Raw genomic sequence first — 16,303 nt, forward strand, 5'->3', positions numbered from 1 at the left:
CTCTCCCGCCCCTCTCCTTATTATTTAATTTCCTTCCTGCGGAACACTAGAATCCCGAGCAGCCCGGCTGCGACAATCGTCAGCAATGGCACAAGCAGGAGCGCCGGCAGATCGCCGCTGCCGATACTGGGCTTGCTAATATCGCCCATCAGCTTGAAGATGGAATAATCATACACTGTAGTAAAGAAAGGGATGTACTTACCCAAGCCCCCCAAAATCAAATCAATCATTAGGAAGAAAATCATTGAGAAGCCGATTGTCTTGCCGCTGTCGGTGAATATGGCAGTGAACAGCGCCCCGATCGCCGCGTAGCCTGCAGTGTACAGCAGTGTCAGTCCGAGGGCCCGCGGTATGAAGAACGCGTCCACCCCCTCCGGCAGATGACCGAAACCTGACAGCAGCGAAACTTCAGTTGTACTCACGACCGGAAATACTATAGAGACAGCCATGGCACCCACCGAGAAGCCGATCAGCTTAGCGGTGAACAGCCGTCCCCGGTCGTTGCCCGACGATGCGATCGTCTTCATGACACCCGTTGCATACTCACTCGCGATGAAGAATCCGGCCAGCGCTGCTACGCCGAATTTGATCATATAGCCATTGCTTGCCATAAACCTAATCAGGAATTCGGCTCCTGTGAACTGCGGTTGTCCACTCGATTTATTGTCAAAATAGTAGAGCAGCGGATAGGCCAATGAAAGAACGGCGGTTACGAGCAGCAGCACCCGGAATGATCTGTCCTTACGCAGCTTGAACAGCTCGGATCTGATCAGATTATACATGGCCGGCACCTCCGATCCGCTTCATGAAATAGCTCTCCAGGTCCTCGCCCATCGGCATAAACTGCTCGATTTCCAGGCCTGCGGAGAACAGCGCCGACGATACTTTGCCTGGCTGCTCCATGTGTCCATACAGCTTGATGGCCCCATCCGGCATCACTTCGAAATCGTTGGTGCGGAGCCCGTTCTGAATAACCGTTACCGCCTTGTCCGGATTATCCGCTTTGATGTACACGTACTGCTGGCATTTATCGTTGAGTTCCTGGGCAGTGAGCTGCTCCAGCAGCCTGCCGTGATGAATGATGCCGTAATGGCTGGCCAGCAAATGCAGTTCGCTCAGAATGTGGCTGGAGATCAGAATCGTTAACCCTCGTTCTTGATTGAGCTGCTTGAGCAGCTCGCGCATTTCAATGACGCTCATCGGATCTAGCCCATTGGTCGGCTCGTCCAGAATTAGAAACTCCGGGTCGCTTAGCATGGCGATTGCCAGACCCAGCCGCTGCTTCATGCCAAGCGAGAAATTCTTCACTTTCTTCCTGCCTGTTCCCTGCAGCCCAACCAATTCCAGCATCCTTGCGACGCAGTCTTTGCCGGGGATACCCCGGAGGAGCCGGTTCACCTCCAGATTCTCGGCGGCGGTCATGTGGGGGAACAACGAGGGACTCTCGATAATCAGCCCCATCCGCTTGCGGGCCTGGGTCAACGCCAGCTCGTCGCTGGCGCCGAACAGCTCGATACTTCCGCCGGACGGAAAAGCAAGTCCGGTGACGATGCGCATCAGCGTCGATTTTCCGGCCCCGTTCTGCCCGATAAAGCCATATATGGAGCCTTTGCGGATAGACAAATTCACTTTATCCAGCGCTACGCTGCCTTTGAACTTCTTAGTCAATTGATTCGTTTGCAATACATATTCGCTCATTGTCGTCTTGGCCTCCCTTATGTGATAGACCAAGTATAGAAACGAAAACTTAAGAGGGGCTAAAGCCAATTCTTAAGAATGTCTTAAGGCTTCAGCCGGTAGCCCATGCCCCATACCGTTTCGATAAATTCGCTGCCGGGCGCAGCCTTCGCCAGCTTGCTCCGCAAATTGCTCATATGGACGTTGACCGTATTGTCGTCTCCGTAGTATGGCTCATCCCATACGCTTTCGTATAGATTGGCTTTGGTGAATACCTTTTTCGGTGCCGATAGAAGCAATGCAACAATCTCGTACTCCCGGGCGGTCAGTGCAACCTCCGCCCCCTCTGCCATCACCGTTTTGGAATCGGGGTCAAGCACAAGTCCGTTATGCTGCAGTACACTCGGCACAGCCGGCGGAGCAATCTGCGCATAGCGGCGCAGATGGGAATCGATGCGTGCCGAAACTTCCTCGATATCAAAAGGCTTCGTAATGAAGTCATCTGCACCTCCGCGCAGCGCTGACACCTTGGTCTGCTGCTCACCCTTGGCCGAAATGATGATGACCGGCACACCGCCCCGCACGCGGATCCATTGGAGCAGCTCCTCGCCCGTCATTCCCGGCAGCATCAGATCAAGCAGTACCATGCTCCATTGCCGCTGCTCCAGATAGAGCAGCGCCTCCGTTCCGGAGAAGGCAGGCTGTGGCACGTAACCGCTTTTTCTTATAATGCTGCACAGCAGCGAGCTGATGTCACTGTCGTCCTCGGCTACGAGAATATGAATCGAATTATTCATCTAATCTCCTTATACTGTCTGTAATCAGCTATCAATCTTATGTTCTTCAGCATATATGATAGACTATTTTTCCCTCCGGTTCCAGAATAGCCTTCCTGCCCTGCTTACGGCTTTCTCCGGTACAAATCGACGCTTTTATACCCCTCACCTAAAATCTTTTTCATTTCTGCCCGCCGTTTTGCTCTAGTTTCCTCTTGTACGGCGCTGTATACATAACGGGCCCAATCCTTCCGGTAGCCGGGAGTCAGGGATTGGTAAAGAGCCAGCGCCTCCGGACTATCCTGCAGCTCTTTTTCCACAGCAGGGATCATAGAGGTATAATCGTCCACACGTTGACTCGGCTTGGAGGACGCATCCTTTTTCTTCCTTGCCTCCTCTTTGAACCCGACAACGGTAAACACCTCATTTAAGCCCACCATACGCGCAAACTTCAGGCTGCTCTCTCCGATATAGCCGTCCTCATCGGCTCCTACTCCTGCAAAAAGGCTGTCTCTATGAATGTAGGTTGAATAAACCTTATTCCCCTTTTTGGGATAAGCTGCGTACAAATAGCCGCCTTTATTTAAATAGTTGTGATCAATCACTTGATTGACGAGATCCTGTAGCGACTCCATATTAAGCACGTAGGCAAAAATGAGATCATACCGGCTGGCTGTTAATTCGGTATCATGGTCTCCTAACCCCGTTAAACTATTTTCATTCTCGGGTCTGTACAATACAGCAACCTTTTGGAATTTCTGTAAATTTAATTTGTCTACAATGGTTTTAGCCATGTGCGAGAACCCTCCGTTAGATGTGTCACAGCTTCTGAACCAACCGCTCCCCTTTTGTCTGTATATATCTGAACATTGCTATGCATCCCGCTATCATAATCATTCCCACACCCGACAACATGAGATTGCCATTCACATGAGCCAAAAGAAGGGATACCCCCAACGGAATTAATAGACTTATGATTCCTGTGAACATGGATACAAGGACAGCCGCACTCTGTTTGACCACCGCAACTTCACTTGTCCACTCCAGCTTAGGCAATTTCAAATTAATAATAACGCCCAGCATCGCTGAATAACAAGCATATAGCGAAGGAATGACAAGCAATAATAAGCCTTCAACCCATCCCATACGCAGCGATATCATAAGCAGTACACCGCCCACAACCACAACCGGCAGTGTAATGGTAAGATTCACGGCAACTTTGCTAAGCAATATGCTTTGTTTCGATACGGGTGAGCTTTTGAGTATCCATAGACGATTACCTTCAAGAGAAATGGCGCTTGACGTTGTACAGCTTAAAGTTACGAACAAGGAAACTATGATGGGAGCCACCGTACCCAGATAATGGGATAATTGTGGAATCTCGATCAGTTCCCCCAGCTTCTCCGGGCTGACAAACAATAAAGCAACCGACAGTACCAGCAGAAGAATCATACCCATACTTGTATTCAGTACATAAATAGAAGAACTAAAATACCGGCGCAGCTCCTTCTTATACAGCGCACGAAACGGAGAGGATACCTTTAGCGGCTTCATTATATATTTACTGCTTGCATGATAGGTCGTTAACCCTGTATGAATAGCTTTGTATCTTGTACCAAGTACAGCAGCAAATATCATAAATGAAAGTACCGATAGCGCGATAAATAATAACAATGCGCCCATCCGGTACGAGCAAACAGCATCTACATACAAGGCTGCAAGAGGATACAGCTTAAATATCATCTCGGCCAGCCCAGTCCCCATATCAGCAAGCGCCTGCTCGTTCCCGTTCATCCCAAATGAACCCACCATGAGTGCAATCATTACAGCAAAGGTTAACACCAGACTGATCATCCGGCTCGCTTTAAACCGGGAAGAGATCCAGCTGATGCCTGAGCCAATAACCGTTGCAGCAATAATCGGCAGTAATTGGATAAATAAGAGTGTTATTAGAAAATACAGATAAAACAGCGCTCCAGGATTTACTTTTACAGCATAGACCGCACCTGCCGGCAGCATGACCATCACCGTAAAAAACAAATTCAGCACATAGAGCTGAAGAATGCGGCTTGCAACAACATGACTCGTCTTGATTGGCAGCGACATCACCAAATCGTAGTCTTTATAGCTGAATAATACACCGCTTGCCTTATAGACCGTTGTGAAGAACCCTACAAGAGAAGTAACAGTCATCATAATGGCCAGCAGCAGATCCATCCGCCCCATTTGTTCAAAAGCCAGCGCCATCATAAAGCTGTACCCAAAGGAAGCCGCTGCTATCATAAGCACACCCGCCAGAATACCGGTGCTCAGCAGAAGCGCTTTGCGTCTTTCCTTAACATCTTTGGTATGCAGAGCTTTGTTTAATCCAAATGAAGAGAGCAGCTGGATTTTCGTTAATCTCCATATATCAATCATTATCTATCAGCTCCAGGAATACATCTTCCAGGCTATTCTTGCCTTTTACTTCTTCCGTCCTGCCATGGGCTATCAACTGGCCTCCCTTGATGATCGCTATCTTATTGCAGAGCTTCTCTGCCACATCCAGCACATGGGTTGAGAAGAAGATCGCACTGCCGCTGCTGCACAGCTCTACCATGATGGTCTTTAGCATGTGGGCTGCCTTTGGATCAAGGCCGACAAAAGGTTCGTCTAGCACTAACAGCTTGGGTTTATGAATGAGAGCAGAGATTATGGCAAGTTTTTGCTTCATACCATGGGAATACGATGAGATCATATCCCCCAAATTTGCCGTAATCTGAAAAGCATCGCTGTATTTTTTAATGAGCCGCTCACGGTCCGCCTTGGATACCCTAAAGAGATCACCAATAAAATTCAAATACTGGATGCCGGTAAGATGATCGTACAGATCGGGGTTATCCGGAATGTACGCGGTTTTCGCCTTGCAGGCTACCGGGTCTTTCTTAATGGAGACACCGTCAATTTCAATGTCCCCTTCTTCAAAATCAAGCACACCAACTACTGCCCGGATGGTTGTTGTTTTGCCTGCACCGTTATGTCCGATGAAGCCATAAATATCGCCCCGCTCGACCACTAAGTTCAGGTCATTTACGGCCTTTTTACCCCCCTTATAACTCTTGGTAAAATGTGTGATTGTGAGCATTTCCCTTCACCTCTTTATTGGTGTATGTGGTTTTGGAAAAGCGTATATCTCGTCCTGTACGCCTTTCCAGCAGAATATTTATAATACGTACAGCCTATGCTGAACGTTCATTACTCTGCGATAATATCCCGACACAAAAGAGCGGACACCTTGTAGGTGTCCGCCTCATCCCCTGAGCATTGCGGGGTTTCCCCCGGGGCTCCAGTCTACTCCAGCGCTTTTACCGTTTCGCCTTCAATCAACACAGGCTGGTAGTAGGTGCTGTTCCGCAGATCCTTTTTTCCTTGCAGCTTCTTAATGACCCATTCTGCGGCATCGCGCCCCATCTGTTCCTGGGGATGTGTTAAGGTCGTCAGCTTAATGCTGGCGTTCTTGGCAATATAAGAATTGTCCTGGCCAATGATCGACAAATCCTCCGGAATAGCGATGTCCAGTTGCCTGCAGACATTTACAGCTTCCAGGCCTACCTCGTCGTTATAGCAGACAATTGCGGTTAGCACCTCTCTATTTTCGCTTAGGAAGTTCTTCAGGTTGGCGGACAACGCCTGCTTCGTCTCGGTATCGAAGGAGAGCACCTGCTCGGGGTGAAACCGTAATTTGGCTTCTCCAAGCGCTTTGATATAGCCTTTCATACGGTATTTTCCTTGCAAATCATCCATTTTGGCAATGATCCCGATTTGGGTATGCCCTTTGGAGATCAGCTCTTTGGTTGCCAGATAACTGGACTGGACGTCATCGAGACAAAAAAACGGAACCTCCAATTCCTCATAATAGGCATTAATCATGATAAAGGGGACATCCTGTTCCTTAAACGACAGGTAGTAGGCGATATTGGGGTTGTACAGATTGCTCTTCGTAGGTTCAATAATCAGACCCTCTACACCGAAGGACAGCATCATTTCCAGCGCTTTCTTTTCCTGGGCGACATCATTGTTGGTGCTGGCTAACAAAAGCGAATAATTATCCTCATTTAACCGGCCCTCAATCCCGCGGATGATGGACGGGAAGATGTAGTCCGAGATGTAGGTCGTGATCACACCGATCGTTTTATTATTGGAGCTGCCTGCGGATTTGGAACGGAACTGGTGGCTGACGTACGTGCCGGAGCCTTTTTCACTTCTGAGAAAACCCTCGTTGGACAGTTCTAAAATCGCCTTCCGAACCGTCTGCCGGCTAACGTTGTACATTTCCTGCAATGCTGATTCGGTGGGGATTTGTTCGCCTACAGTATACGCTCCCGATAGAATATTGCTTTTTATATCATCAAAAATAACCTGATATTTGGTCTTCACGTTCCTCACTTCTTTCATGATTGTTCAAATGCAAACGGATCTGTCTGTAATAGTTGTACGTACATATAATAGCATGAATATTAGCTCATTATAATCCATAGTCCATAGGTATAAACAGAAAAAACTTTTAAGAGTAGAGACAAAGACAGATTTGTACGATATTTGTAGGTATATCTTATCTACTCCATTGACAAATGTACGAACAAAAAATATACTAAGTCTGTTAATAAAGGAAGCGCCTTCTTTCTATTGTGATATTATAACCGTTTGGTCAGAGAGGAGTCACGTGAGCATGGATCAGAACATCAAGCAAGCGATACTCAAGGGAGAAACCTCACTTGGTATCGAATTTGGGTCCACACGTATCAAGGCAGTGCTGATTGATTATCGTTTTGAGACAATCGCCTCCGGAAGCTATGAGTGGGAAAATCTGTTGGTCGACGGCTATTGGACGTACCATTTGGCGGACATTATCAAGGGGCTGCAGACCGCCTACAGCGAAATGAAGCTGGAGGTTGAGCAGAAATATGGTGTTACCCTTACAACAGCCGGTTCCATAGGATTTTCGGCAATGATGCATGGGTATATGGCTTTTGACGACAAGGGGGAGCTGCTTGTTCCGTTCCGGACCTGGCGCAATGCAACCACTGGTGCTGCCGCAAAGGAATTATCGGATACCTTTAAGTTCAACATTCCTGAACGCTGGAGCATTGCTCATTTATATCAAGCTATATTGAACGGGGAACAACACGTGCCTCATGCCCGGTTCATAACGACCTTGGCCGGTTATATTCACTGGCTGCTGACCGGCAGCAAGGCCATTGGCATCGGGGATGCCTCGGGGATGTTCCCGATTGATGAAGCCGCGCAAGATTATAACGCCCCGATGATTAAGCAATTTGACGAACTTATTGCCGCCAAGGGCTACCCGTGGAAGCTGCGGGACCTGCTCCCCAAGGTCTGCCATGCAGGGGAGCAGGCAGGCGTCTTAACCGAAGCCGGCGTTAAGATACTGGATGCGTCCGGTGACCTGCAGCCGGGCATTCCGCTCTGTCCTCCGGAAGGCGACGCCGGTACGGGTATGGTGGCTACGAACAGTGTCAGAAAACGGACCGGCAATATTTCCGTAGGCACCTCGGTTTTTGCGATGATTGTCCTGGAGCAGGATCTTTCGGCCGTGTATCCGGAAATTGATATGGTAACTACGCCGGACGGCAGTCCGGTAGGGATGGTTCATGCCAATAACTGTTCAAGCGATATCAATGCATGGCTGGGTCTGTTCCGCGAGTTCTATGAAGCAATGGGGCAAAAGGCGGACCCGAACCAGCTGTTCAGTGTGATGTTCAAAAAAGCGCTGGAAGCGGACTCCGACGGCGGAGGCTTGCTCAGCTACGGATATTTCTCCGGTGAGAATATTACCGGGATGGAGAAAGGCCGTCCGCTGTTTGTCCGCTCGCCTGAGAGCCGTTTCAATCTGGCCAATTTCATGCGGACGCATCTGTATTCCGCTTTTGCCGCTTTGAAGATCGGAATGGACATTCTGACCAAGAAAGAAAATGTTGCTATCGACAGTATTCTGGCTCACGGGGGACTGTTTAAAACCCCAATCGTCGGGCAGAAAATGTTAGCAGCCGCACTGAACGTCCCGGTTTCTGTCATGGCAACAGCCGGAGAAGGCGGAGCATGGGGAATGGCGATTCTGGCTGCTTACATGTCAACCAAAGGCCAGCAGGAACCTCTGGATGACTTCCTTGCAGACAAAGTATTTAAGGCTGCCGAAGGACACGAGATTCATCCGGACAGCGCTGATGTTGCTGGTTTTGAACTGTTCATGGAACGCTACAGCAACGGTCTTGCAATTGAGCAGGCCGCTGTAGATCATCTGGTAGAGAACTGGAGGGAGTAACATGTTAGAGCAACTGAAAGAAGAGGTATTCCAGGCCAATCTGGACCTGCCTAAGCACGGACTCGTCAAATACACATGGGGCAATGTAAGCGCGGTTGACCGGGCAAGCCGCCTGTTCGTAATCAAACCGAGCGGTGTTCATTATGACAAAATGAAGCCAAGCGATATGGTGGTTGTGGATTTCGACGGCAATGTGGTTGAAGGCGATCTCAGGCCTTCCTCCGATACACCAACCCATGCCGTCCTGTACAAGCATTATGCAGAGATTGGCGGCATCGTGCATACACACTCGACATGGGCAACAGTCTGGGCTCAGGCCGGTCTTGATGTTCCTGTCATGGGGACTACGCATGCGGATACCTTCTATGGCTCCGTTCCTTGTACCCGCTTCCTGACCCAGGAGGAGATTGACCGCGGCTATGAAGCGGAAACCGGACGTGTCATCATCGAAACCTTTGAGCAGCGGGGTCTGGATATTATGGCGGTGCCCGGTGTCTTGCTTAAGGGTCATGCTCCGTTTACCTGGGGCAAGGATGCCCATTCCGCAGTGATGAACAGCGTGGTGCTGGAGGAAGTCTCCAAGATGAATCTGTTTGCCCGGGAGCTCAATCACTTTGCCGAAGAGCTGCCGCAGCGGATTCTGGATAAACATTACCTGCGGAAGCATGGCAAAGACGCTTACTACGGCCAGAAATAATTGAAATACATTGGACTTGAAATCATCAAAATAAGAGAAGAGGATGAGCATTATGTCAATAGTAGGCGCTAAGCAATTCTGGTTTGTTGTAGGATCGCAGCATCTTTATGGGGAAGAGGCACTGGGAGAAGTTAAGGCTCATGCGCAGGCTATGACTGATGCGCTCAATAAAAGCGGTGTTCTGCCTTATCCGCTCGTATTGCAGGATCTGGCCGTCAGCGCGGACACAATCACCTCCATTATGAAAGAAGTCAACTATCGTGACGAGGTTGCCGGCGTCATCACTTGGATGCACACCTTTTCTCCGGCAAAAATGTGGATTCGCGGAACGAAACTGTTGCAGAAGCCGTTGCTTCACTTGGCAACCCAATACAATGAGAGCATTCCTTGGGCTACCATTGATATGGATTTCATGAACCTTAACCAGGCTGCCCACGGCGACCGCGAATACGGCTTCATCAATGCCCGTCTGAACAAGCAAAACAAAGTGGTAGTAGGCTACTGGGAGCGCGCGGAAGTGCAGAAGCAAATCGCAGCATGGATGGACGTAGCGGTTGCCTACAACGAGAGCTTCAGCATCAAGGTTGCCCGCTTTGGCGACAACATGCGCAACGTTGGTGTTACGGAAGGCGACAAGGTCGAAGCCCAAATCCAATTCGGCTGGACCGTTGACTACTATGGTATTGGCGATCTTGTGGAGTACGTAAAGGCTGTGAAGGAAGAAGAAATTGATGCGCTGTTTGCAGAATATGCAGAGCTGTATGACTTCGAGTATGGCACTTACAGCAAGGAAGCATGGGAAGCCAGCGTCAAAGTACAGGCCAGCTATGAAATTGCCCTGAAACGCTTCCTGGATCATGGCGGCTATAACGCCTTCACTTCGAACTTCGAAGACCTGCACGGCATGAAGCAGCTTCCGGGTCTTGCCGTGCAGCGCCTGATGGCACAAGGCTACGGCTTCGCCGGCGAAGGAGACTGGAAGACTGCCGCCCTGGACCGCCTGCTGAAAGTGATGAGCCATAACCAGAACACCGGCTTCATGGAAGATTACACCTACGAAATGGCCGCAGGCCAGGAAGCCATTCTGCAATCCCACATGCTTGAGGTAGATCCATGTCTGGCCAGCAGCAAGCCGAAGGTCGTTGTTTCGCCGCTAGGCATTGGCGACCGTGAAGATCCGGCCCGTCTCGTATTTGACGGCAAGGCAGGAGAAGGCGTAGTTGTATCCATGGCTGACTTCGGCACACATTATAAGCTGCTAATCAACGAAGCGGAGGCCTTCGAACCGACAGTGCCTGCTCCGAAGCTTCCGGTAGCACGTGTGTTGTGGAAGGTGAAGCCGAACTTCCAGGATGGGGTCAAAGCCTGGATTGAGAACGGCGGCGGCCACCACACCGTAGTGTCCTTGAACCTGACAACCGACCAGATTGTTACCTATGCCAAGCTGGTTGGTCTGGAATATGTCGTTATCAACTAATTAGAGAAACGACCGTTACTAAATCTTTAAGAGCGAATAAGGCATTTGCTTATTCGCTCTTTTTTTGTGCCCGATCTGGGTTCACGGTTGGGCAGCAAATCAGAGTTGCAAAACGGTTATTGACTCATTGTTGAAGACTTCACCATTGTCACGGAAGCCGAAGCTTTCATAAAGCTTTTTGGCAGCGATGTTATCTGATTTATAAGGGATCCAGCAATAATGTGCTGGCCCTGCCGGAAAAGTGCGAATAAACTCCAAAATTTTACCCATGGCTTCCCTACCATAACCCTGATTTTGGTATTGTTTGTCAATCATCAGTCGCATGATGCAATAGTTGTCTTCTGCGATTGACGGTTCGTCATATCCGGTGGTTCCATAAGCCAACATAACAAATCCGACCGGCTGCTCATCCGCGTAAATGATAAACGGGAATGGATGTCCCCCATTGGTTACAAGAACATAACAAGACGCCACGCTTGACAGATTAGACGCAACAAATTGCCGTTGGTCCTCTGAAACTTCCAAGTTAAACATAGCACGCCGGTTTTCCAGAGTGATTTTTCTGAGCGTAATCATGCAGTTCTCCCCCTTCATCCTTTATCGTACTGCGCTGGCCGGTTCCGCATAATAATGAATGCAGTCTGTTCTCTGGACTAAAATATTCATTTGTTTTTCAATAGTCATTTTCCAACTCTCCCTCAAGAAACTTCATGAGGTACACTTCAGGCTGCGCAAGGAACTCTGTAAAGCTGCTTAAATCAGCATAAGTCTGGTGCTCCACGTCATAACAGCCGATCAGGCCTTTTTTCTTCGGGTTCCATACCAGCTGCAGGTCAGAGTAATTATCGATATCGGCTGAAAGACGCAGCAGCTTTTGTCTGCCAACCTTCATCTCAATCGTATCGGTCAATGTGAAAAAGTCGATATACCCGATTTCGTATTCATTTTGCGCCAGCTCAAGGCGCAGCTTGTCTCCTGTAAGAAAGCTAACCAATTCATCGGTTAATTTATATTTTTTTAGCTCATGCTTCTTGTTCTCCACATTATGAAAATCAGCCGGTTCCAGCGATTTCAAATAATCAGCCATGACGGTATGCTTATTGCTGACAGCAATCGTATACGGCCGATCGCCGTCTTTTTCCGCCATAGTAACGTCCGCGCCGTGTTCAATCAAAAATTTGACCATGGCCATATTACCCATACGTGCAGCCACAGTCAACGGAGTCGCTTGATAAGGATAGACCATATCCGGTTTATTATAATTGATGTCCACCCCCTGATCGAGCAAATATGTGAGAGTCTTCAGGTCATGGTCCGATACAGCTTGACGCAATACGGGACCGCCATGCAGCTTGATATCTAATCCCAGCTCATGAATGAGCGGAATATTGTTTTTGTTGCCATAGTAGGCCTGTGAATATGCACCTGAACCCGTTTGATTAAGCTTGTCCATCTCGGCTCCTTGCGCTGCAATGTAGCGGACGATGTCCTCCCTGCAATAGCGGACAGCCCGCAAAAAAGCCGGATGATGATGAACATTCAGGTTGACGCCGTGCTCCACCAGCAGCTTTACAACCTCCATTTGCTGCGAGACAAGTGCCAGATCCAACGGACTAAGCGTGGTATGCTTGCTAAGTACAATACCCTCTTCAATATCCCAGCCAGCTGCAATTGCAGCCTGCAGAGCCGGAATATTTCCTTTGTAAATATGCATAGCGATTTCGGGCAATTCCTCGAACCTTCCGATATCTTTCAGGACGATCATCCATACCACCCCTTATTCCTAGTCTTATGAAATCGTTTCGCATCTTTCGACTATTCCGCCGTCAGCGCCTCTATTCCTTGCGTCACCTTATTTCCACCTTTTACTATATAAAATGATTGGCCAAATGAAAACTTGCATCTATTTGTGGTACGGTTCACAGTATGGTTTTTAGGGTAAACTCGGATGAATCAGATACTCCGCTACATTATCATATAACTGTTCACACAGGCCTTGAGTTCACTTTTCCGAGTCTGCTTGGTGTGTGTCTAAGAACCTGTGAGCATGATATACTATTTTGACAGACCGCCTTTGACAGAGATCATCCTGCTGAATCCCTATACCGAAAAGGACGCTCCCCGCGACAAGCAGTCGATATTAGACATTCGCGGCAAAACAGCGGACGGGGAACTTATTAATGTTGAGATGCAATTATTCAACAAATACGATACTGAGAAGCGTACCCTTTTCTATTGGAGCAAGCTATACAGCGGACAGCTTCAAGAAGGCCAGTCTTATAAAGTGTTGAAGAAATGTGTAACCATCAACATTCTGAACTATTCCTTCTTGCCTAACAATCAATATCATAATGTATTCCATCTGCGTGAAGATCGAAGCGGCATCCCGCTTATAGATGACATGGAACTGCATTTTCTTGAATTACCCAAGCTTGACAATCATGCGGCTCCTGTGGAGAGCGGGGGACTGGTCAACTGGTTGCTCTTCTTGAAGGGTGTCGATAAATCCAATTGGGAGGCGCTGACGATGAACGAGCCTGTTTTGAAAAAAGCCATGGACACGTTAGAATTTCTTAGTCAGGATGCCGAGGCCCGCCGATTGTACGAAGACAGACAAAAGTATCTGCATGACGAAGCTTCCATGATCGAAGGAGCATTGGCTGAAGGCGAAGCCCGCGGCGAGAAAAGGAAAGCGGTCCAGATGGCTCTGGAGCTTCTCAAACTCGGGGTAGATCCTGCTATTATAGCTAAGGCTTCTGAGCTGTCTGAGGCTGAAATCATTGCTCTAAAAAAGAAATGAAAGTGACATGGTGAAGAGTCAGTCCATTGGAGACTGGCTCTTCTTACTGTTTGCTCCGTTGGAGTTGTAGAACAGCGTCTAAAACACGATTGACCGTATCAACCATGATTCCTTTAACCTGCTTACCCGCCTTACGACGAGCAAATCATATGACTATATCGCTCCTATTGAGCATGCATACTCGATTCAGGCAGCAGCTTATCAGGTGAAAATCGGAGGGGGGATTCCTTCATGGAGTCCCTTTCTATTTCCCTTAAAGCGATACAGTTCACCGCGCTGTTTATAACCGCAAGCTTTAAGGCCATCCCTTGCGGGATGGCCTTTTCATTGACTTGCTGTGTTCACCTTTTGGAATGAATTACTGCACGGAAATCTTGAACTTCGTGCCGGCATCCCCGGCGAAAACAATCGATCCTCCCGCCGGCAGTTCGACCTTATCCTTGCCTCCGATGACACTGAAGTAGCTGCATGTTCCCTTTGCATTATAAACGGCGAAGGAGGCGTCCGAGGACATGCTCACCTTAACGGTCTTGCCCCCGTCTTTGTCGCTTATCGTATACCAGCGGGCGTATCCGCTGGGCGGAATCGTAACGGTTGACTTCTTAGCGACGTAGATGGGCTTCACGGCAGCTTCGTTTACTAAGATGCTTCCACCAAGATCCAGGTACTCAACGCCGTCCTGTGTAAAAAAAGTATAACCAGAGAGATCACGCCCGCTCATTCCTGGAATTTGCAATTCGGAGACGGCTGTATTCGGGCCAGTTATTCGCTTATCCAACACGTACCCCGGCAATTGTTTCGACACATTCAATTGGATGGGCTGCATCATCAAGTAAACGAGTGACGTATACTTCTCATTCAGCAGATAATACTTCTTGCCGTCGCGCTGAATCCAGGCTTCTTTGGTCTGTGCCGGAAGGTCTTGGGGCTGGAGCTTCTCGGCGTTGTACACGGATGCAGACATTTGCCCAAGACCCGGCAATGAAGCGTATTGACGTATCCATAGGTAGGTGCGGCCGTTCTCCTCCGTCACGAAGCTGAGCTTCGTATTCCCGTCTGCACTCCGGAACGTGCCGTCCGCCGAATACCCGAAGGTCTGGGCCGGAGTACCGGGAGACTGCTCCGAAGTGATGGACAAGATGCCGCCTTTCGTAATATCAATGTTAACCGTTGTATTCGTCGCGCCATAGATCCCCGAATACTGCAGCACGGACTCCGGCATATCAGCCTTTACCGGCGCGCCGTATGACTTCTCAGGCTTGAATTCGGAAATCGTTCCTTTCTCTTTCAGCGCCTGAAGCAGGACTTCGTTTGCCATCAACCGGTCGGCTGTGCTGCTCCCGCCGGAAGTGATAACAGCTGCCGCCATGTCCTGCTCGGGAAGCACAACGAGCGATGAGTGATAGAGAATCGTGTCCCCGCCTTTGGTCAGCGCCTTCATCCCGTATTCGTTAAAAGGATACAGATTGACATTGTCCCAGCCGAGACCATATCCGTAATCGAACGAGCTGGCCTCATCGTCAGGCCACAAAGGCGTTTTGTACTCGTCCTGCGCCATGGCCGCCGACGATTTACCGGATAAGATTCCTTCCGCCTTCCCCGTGAAAATTTGCGAGAACCGAACCAGGTCCTCCGCCGTGGAATATATGCCTCCCGCTCCAATCACGTTGCTTGTCTCGTTGGGGAGTTGCCCTCTGTAGGCAGGGTAATAGAGTCCCGCCATCTTTGCTGTGCTCAGAGAATCCAGCGGCGTCTTCGTATGGGCCATACCCAGAGGTTCCGTAATATATCGATGGATATAAGAGGTAAAGTCCATGCCGCTGACTCGCTCGACTAGAATCTGGGCCAGCGTAAACCCGTCATTGCAGTATACCGAATAAGCGCCCGGTGCTGCCTTTAAGGTCTGACCGGCCAATTGCCCCAGCAATGTGTCGTGAGCGTAAGTATCGTTATCTTCGAATAAAAAAGCGTTCGTCAGCGACGATCCGTTCAGTCCGGAAGAATGATTCAGCAGCATGCGCGGCGTAATCTGCTTGTAGCGTTCATCCTTCATCTTAAACTCAGGGATATACTGGACGACCGGCGTATCGAGATTGATTTTCCCTTGTTCGGCCAATTGCATGGCGGCAACCGCAGTAAACATTTTACTCGTTGAGCCGATCCCGTACATCGTTTCTTTCGTGAGCGGCTTCTGTCCCTGCTCATCATTTTTGCCGGACTGGCCGGATACGACGATGTTGCCATGATCGATAATGGCGTACTGCACGCTGTTCGTACCGTAAGTTTTTGTGAGGAGATCGGCCTTCTCCTGGGCAGCTTTCCGGGTTGCTTCGTAGGTGATTACAGCCTTGTTCGAGGGCAGGTCCATTTCCGCCGTTAGCACGGTTAACGGTACAGAGCTTGACTCGATCACCTTGGATGTATTCAGTGCCGCTTCTATGTTCTGCATTGCAGCCAGTGCTGTGTTGCCGTCCCAGGAGCTTAGCACCAGACAGCAAACTAGCAAGACTCCCATTATCCACCGGTTTTTCTTCATGTAAACTCTCCTTCCGAG

The 16,303-nt window shown here is 49.2% G+C and carries 13 protein-coding genes and 1 pseudogene; 4 read left to right on the forward strand and 10 right to left on the reverse strand.

The features are described from left to right. Positions 1 to 20 precede the first annotated feature (20 nt). The 7 genes from PRIO_RS32990 to PRIO_RS33020 all read right to left on the reverse strand — a co-directional run bounded on the left by PRIO_RS32990 (position 21) and on the right by PRIO_RS33020 (position 6,869). Entirely contained in the window at positions 21 to 782 is a 762-nt protein-coding gene (locus tag PRIO_RS32990) for an ABC transporter permease (RefSeq protein ID WP_020434320.1), read from the reverse strand. Then, a complete protein-coding gene (locus tag PRIO_RS32995; RefSeq protein WP_020434319.1) occupies positions 775 to 1,698 on the reverse strand; it encodes an ABC transporter ATP-binding protein in 924 nt (307 codons plus the stop codon). Before PRIO_RS32995 ends, PRIO_RS32990 begins: the two co-directional genes overlap by 8 nt. A gap of 83 nt (positions 1,699 to 1,781) precedes the next feature. Further along, the gene (locus tag PRIO_RS33000) at positions 1,782 to 2,474 is read right to left on the reverse strand and encodes a response regulator transcription factor (RefSeq protein ID WP_020434318.1); all 693 of its coding nucleotides are present in this window, start codon (positions 2,472 to 2,474) and stop codon (positions 1,782 to 1,784) included. A 104-nt stretch (positions 2,475 to 2,578) separates the two neighbouring features. Continuing rightward, a complete protein-coding gene (locus PRIO_RS33005; protein ID WP_020434317.1) occupies positions 2,579 to 3,247 on the reverse strand; it encodes a YdeI/OmpD-associated family protein in 669 nt (222 codons plus the stop codon). Positions 3,248 to 3,272: 25 nt separating this feature from the next. Next, entirely contained in the window at positions 3,273 to 4,871 is a 1,599-nt protein-coding gene (locus PRIO_RS33010; RefSeq protein WP_020434316.1) for a hypothetical protein, read from the reverse strand. Further along, a complete protein-coding gene (locus tag PRIO_RS33015) occupies positions 4,864 to 5,577 on the reverse strand; it encodes an ABC transporter ATP-binding protein (RefSeq protein ID WP_020434315.1) in 714 nt (237 codons plus the stop codon). The genes PRIO_RS33010 and PRIO_RS33015 overlap by 8 nt, the downstream gene beginning before the upstream one ends. Positions 5,578 to 5,783: 206 nt before the next feature. Continuing rightward, complete coding sequence (locus PRIO_RS33020; RefSeq protein ID WP_020434314.1) at positions 5,784 to 6,869, reverse strand: GntR family transcriptional regulator; 1,086 nt, start codon at positions 6,867 to 6,869, stop codon at positions 5,784 to 5,786. A gap of 292 nt (positions 6,870 to 7,161) precedes the next feature. Between PRIO_RS33020 and PRIO_RS33025 the strand changes: the two genes are divergently transcribed. The 3 genes from PRIO_RS33025 to araA are packed head-to-tail and all read left to right on the forward strand — an operon-like array spanning position 7,162 to position 10,949. Next, on the forward strand, positions 7,162 to 8,775 hold the full coding sequence (locus PRIO_RS33025) for a xylulokinase (protein ID WP_020434313.1): 1,614 nt from the start codon (positions 7,162 to 7,164) through the stop codon (positions 8,773 to 8,775). 1 nt (position 8,776) lies between these two features. Beyond that, positions 8,777 to 9,472 carry an L-ribulose-5-phosphate 4-epimerase gene (locus tag PRIO_RS33030; RefSeq protein WP_020434312.1) on the forward strand — a complete coding sequence of 232 codons (696 nt, stop codon included), beginning with the start codon at positions 8,777 to 8,779 and terminating at the stop codon, positions 9,470 to 9,472. A gap of 52 nt (positions 9,473 to 9,524) precedes the next feature. After that, on the forward strand, positions 9,525 to 10,949 hold the full coding sequence (gene araA, locus PRIO_RS33035) for an L-arabinose isomerase (RefSeq protein ID WP_020434311.1): 1,425 nt from the start codon (positions 9,525 to 9,527) through the stop codon (positions 10,947 to 10,949). 99 nt (positions 10,950 to 11,048) lie between these two features. Here the strand turns inward: araA and PRIO_RS33040 are convergent, their stop codons facing one another. Continuing rightward, the gene (locus PRIO_RS33040; protein ID WP_020434310.1) at positions 11,049 to 11,525 is read right to left on the reverse strand and encodes a GNAT family N-acetyltransferase; all 477 of its coding nucleotides are present in this window, start codon (positions 11,523 to 11,525) and stop codon (positions 11,049 to 11,051) included. 97 nt (positions 11,526 to 11,622) lie between these two features. Further along, positions 11,623 to 12,714, reverse strand: coding sequence for an ankyrin repeat domain-containing protein (locus PRIO_RS33045; RefSeq protein ID WP_020434309.1), 1,092 nt, complete (start codon positions 12,712 to 12,714; stop codon positions 11,623 to 11,625). A gap of 300 nt (positions 12,715 to 13,014) precedes the next feature. Here PRIO_RS33045 and PRIO_RS33050 point away from each other — a divergent pair. Then, positions 13,015 to 13,749 (forward strand): annotated as a pseudogene (locus tag PRIO_RS33050) (Rpn family recombination-promoting nuclease/putative transposase); the annotation flags it as partial. 358 nt (positions 13,750 to 14,107) lie between these two features. On the opposite strand, the gene PRIO_RS33055 reads toward PRIO_RS33050, so the two are convergent. Then, positions 14,108 to 16,264, reverse strand: a complete 2,157-nt coding sequence (locus PRIO_RS33055; protein WP_407944512.1) for a serine hydrolase domain-containing protein — start codon at positions 16,262 to 16,264, stop codon at positions 14,108 to 14,110. Between the last annotated feature and the right edge of the window lie 39 nt (positions 16,265 to 16,303).

Source organism: Paenibacillus riograndensis SBR5, assembly GCF_000981585.1.
Classification (GTDB): domain Bacteria; phylum Bacillota; class Bacilli; order Paenibacillales; family Paenibacillaceae; genus Paenibacillus_AQ; species Paenibacillus_AQ riograndensis.

Coding starts and splice junctions, on each gene's coding strand:
- PRIO_RS32990 (WP_020434320.1), bottom strand. CDS start 782: ATGTATAATCTGATCAGATCCGAGCTGTTCAAGCTGCGTAAGGACAGA.
- PRIO_RS32995 (WP_020434319.1), bottom strand. CDS start 1,698: ATGAGCGAATATGTATTGCAAACGAATCAATTGACTAAGAAGTTCAAA.
- PRIO_RS33000 (WP_020434318.1), bottom strand. CDS start 2,474: ATGAATAATTCGATTCATATTCTCGTAGCCGAGGACGACAGTGACATC.
- PRIO_RS33005 (WP_020434317.1), bottom strand. CDS start 3,247: ATGGCTAAAACCATTGTAGACAAATTAAATTTACAGAAATTCCAAAAG.
- PRIO_RS33010 (WP_020434316.1), bottom strand. CDS start 4,871: ATGATTGATATATGGAGATTAACGAAAATCCAGCTGCTCTCTTCATTT.
- PRIO_RS33015 (WP_020434315.1), bottom strand. CDS start 5,577: ATGCTCACAATCACACATTTTACCAAGAGTTATAAGGGGGGTAAAAAG.
- PRIO_RS33025 (WP_020434313.1), top strand. CDS start 7,162: ATGGATCAGAACATCAAGCAAGCGATACTCAAGGGAGAAACCTCACTT.
- PRIO_RS33030 (WP_020434312.1), top strand. CDS start 8,777: ATGTTAGAGCAACTGAAAGAAGAGGTATTCCAGGCCAATCTGGACCTG.
- araA (WP_020434311.1), top strand. CDS start 9,525: ATGTCAATAGTAGGCGCTAAGCAATTCTGGTTTGTTGTAGGATCGCAG.
- PRIO_RS33040 (WP_020434310.1), bottom strand. CDS start 11,525: ATGATTACGCTCAGAAAAATCACTCTGGAAAACCGGCGTGCTATGTTT.
- PRIO_RS33045 (WP_020434309.1), bottom strand. CDS start 12,714: ATGATCGTCCTGAAAGATATCGGAAGGTTCGAGGAATTGCCCGAAATC.
- PRIO_RS33055 (WP_407944512.1), bottom strand. CDS start 16,264: ATGGGAGTCTTGCTAGTTTGCTGTCTGGTGCTAAGCTCCTGGGACGGC.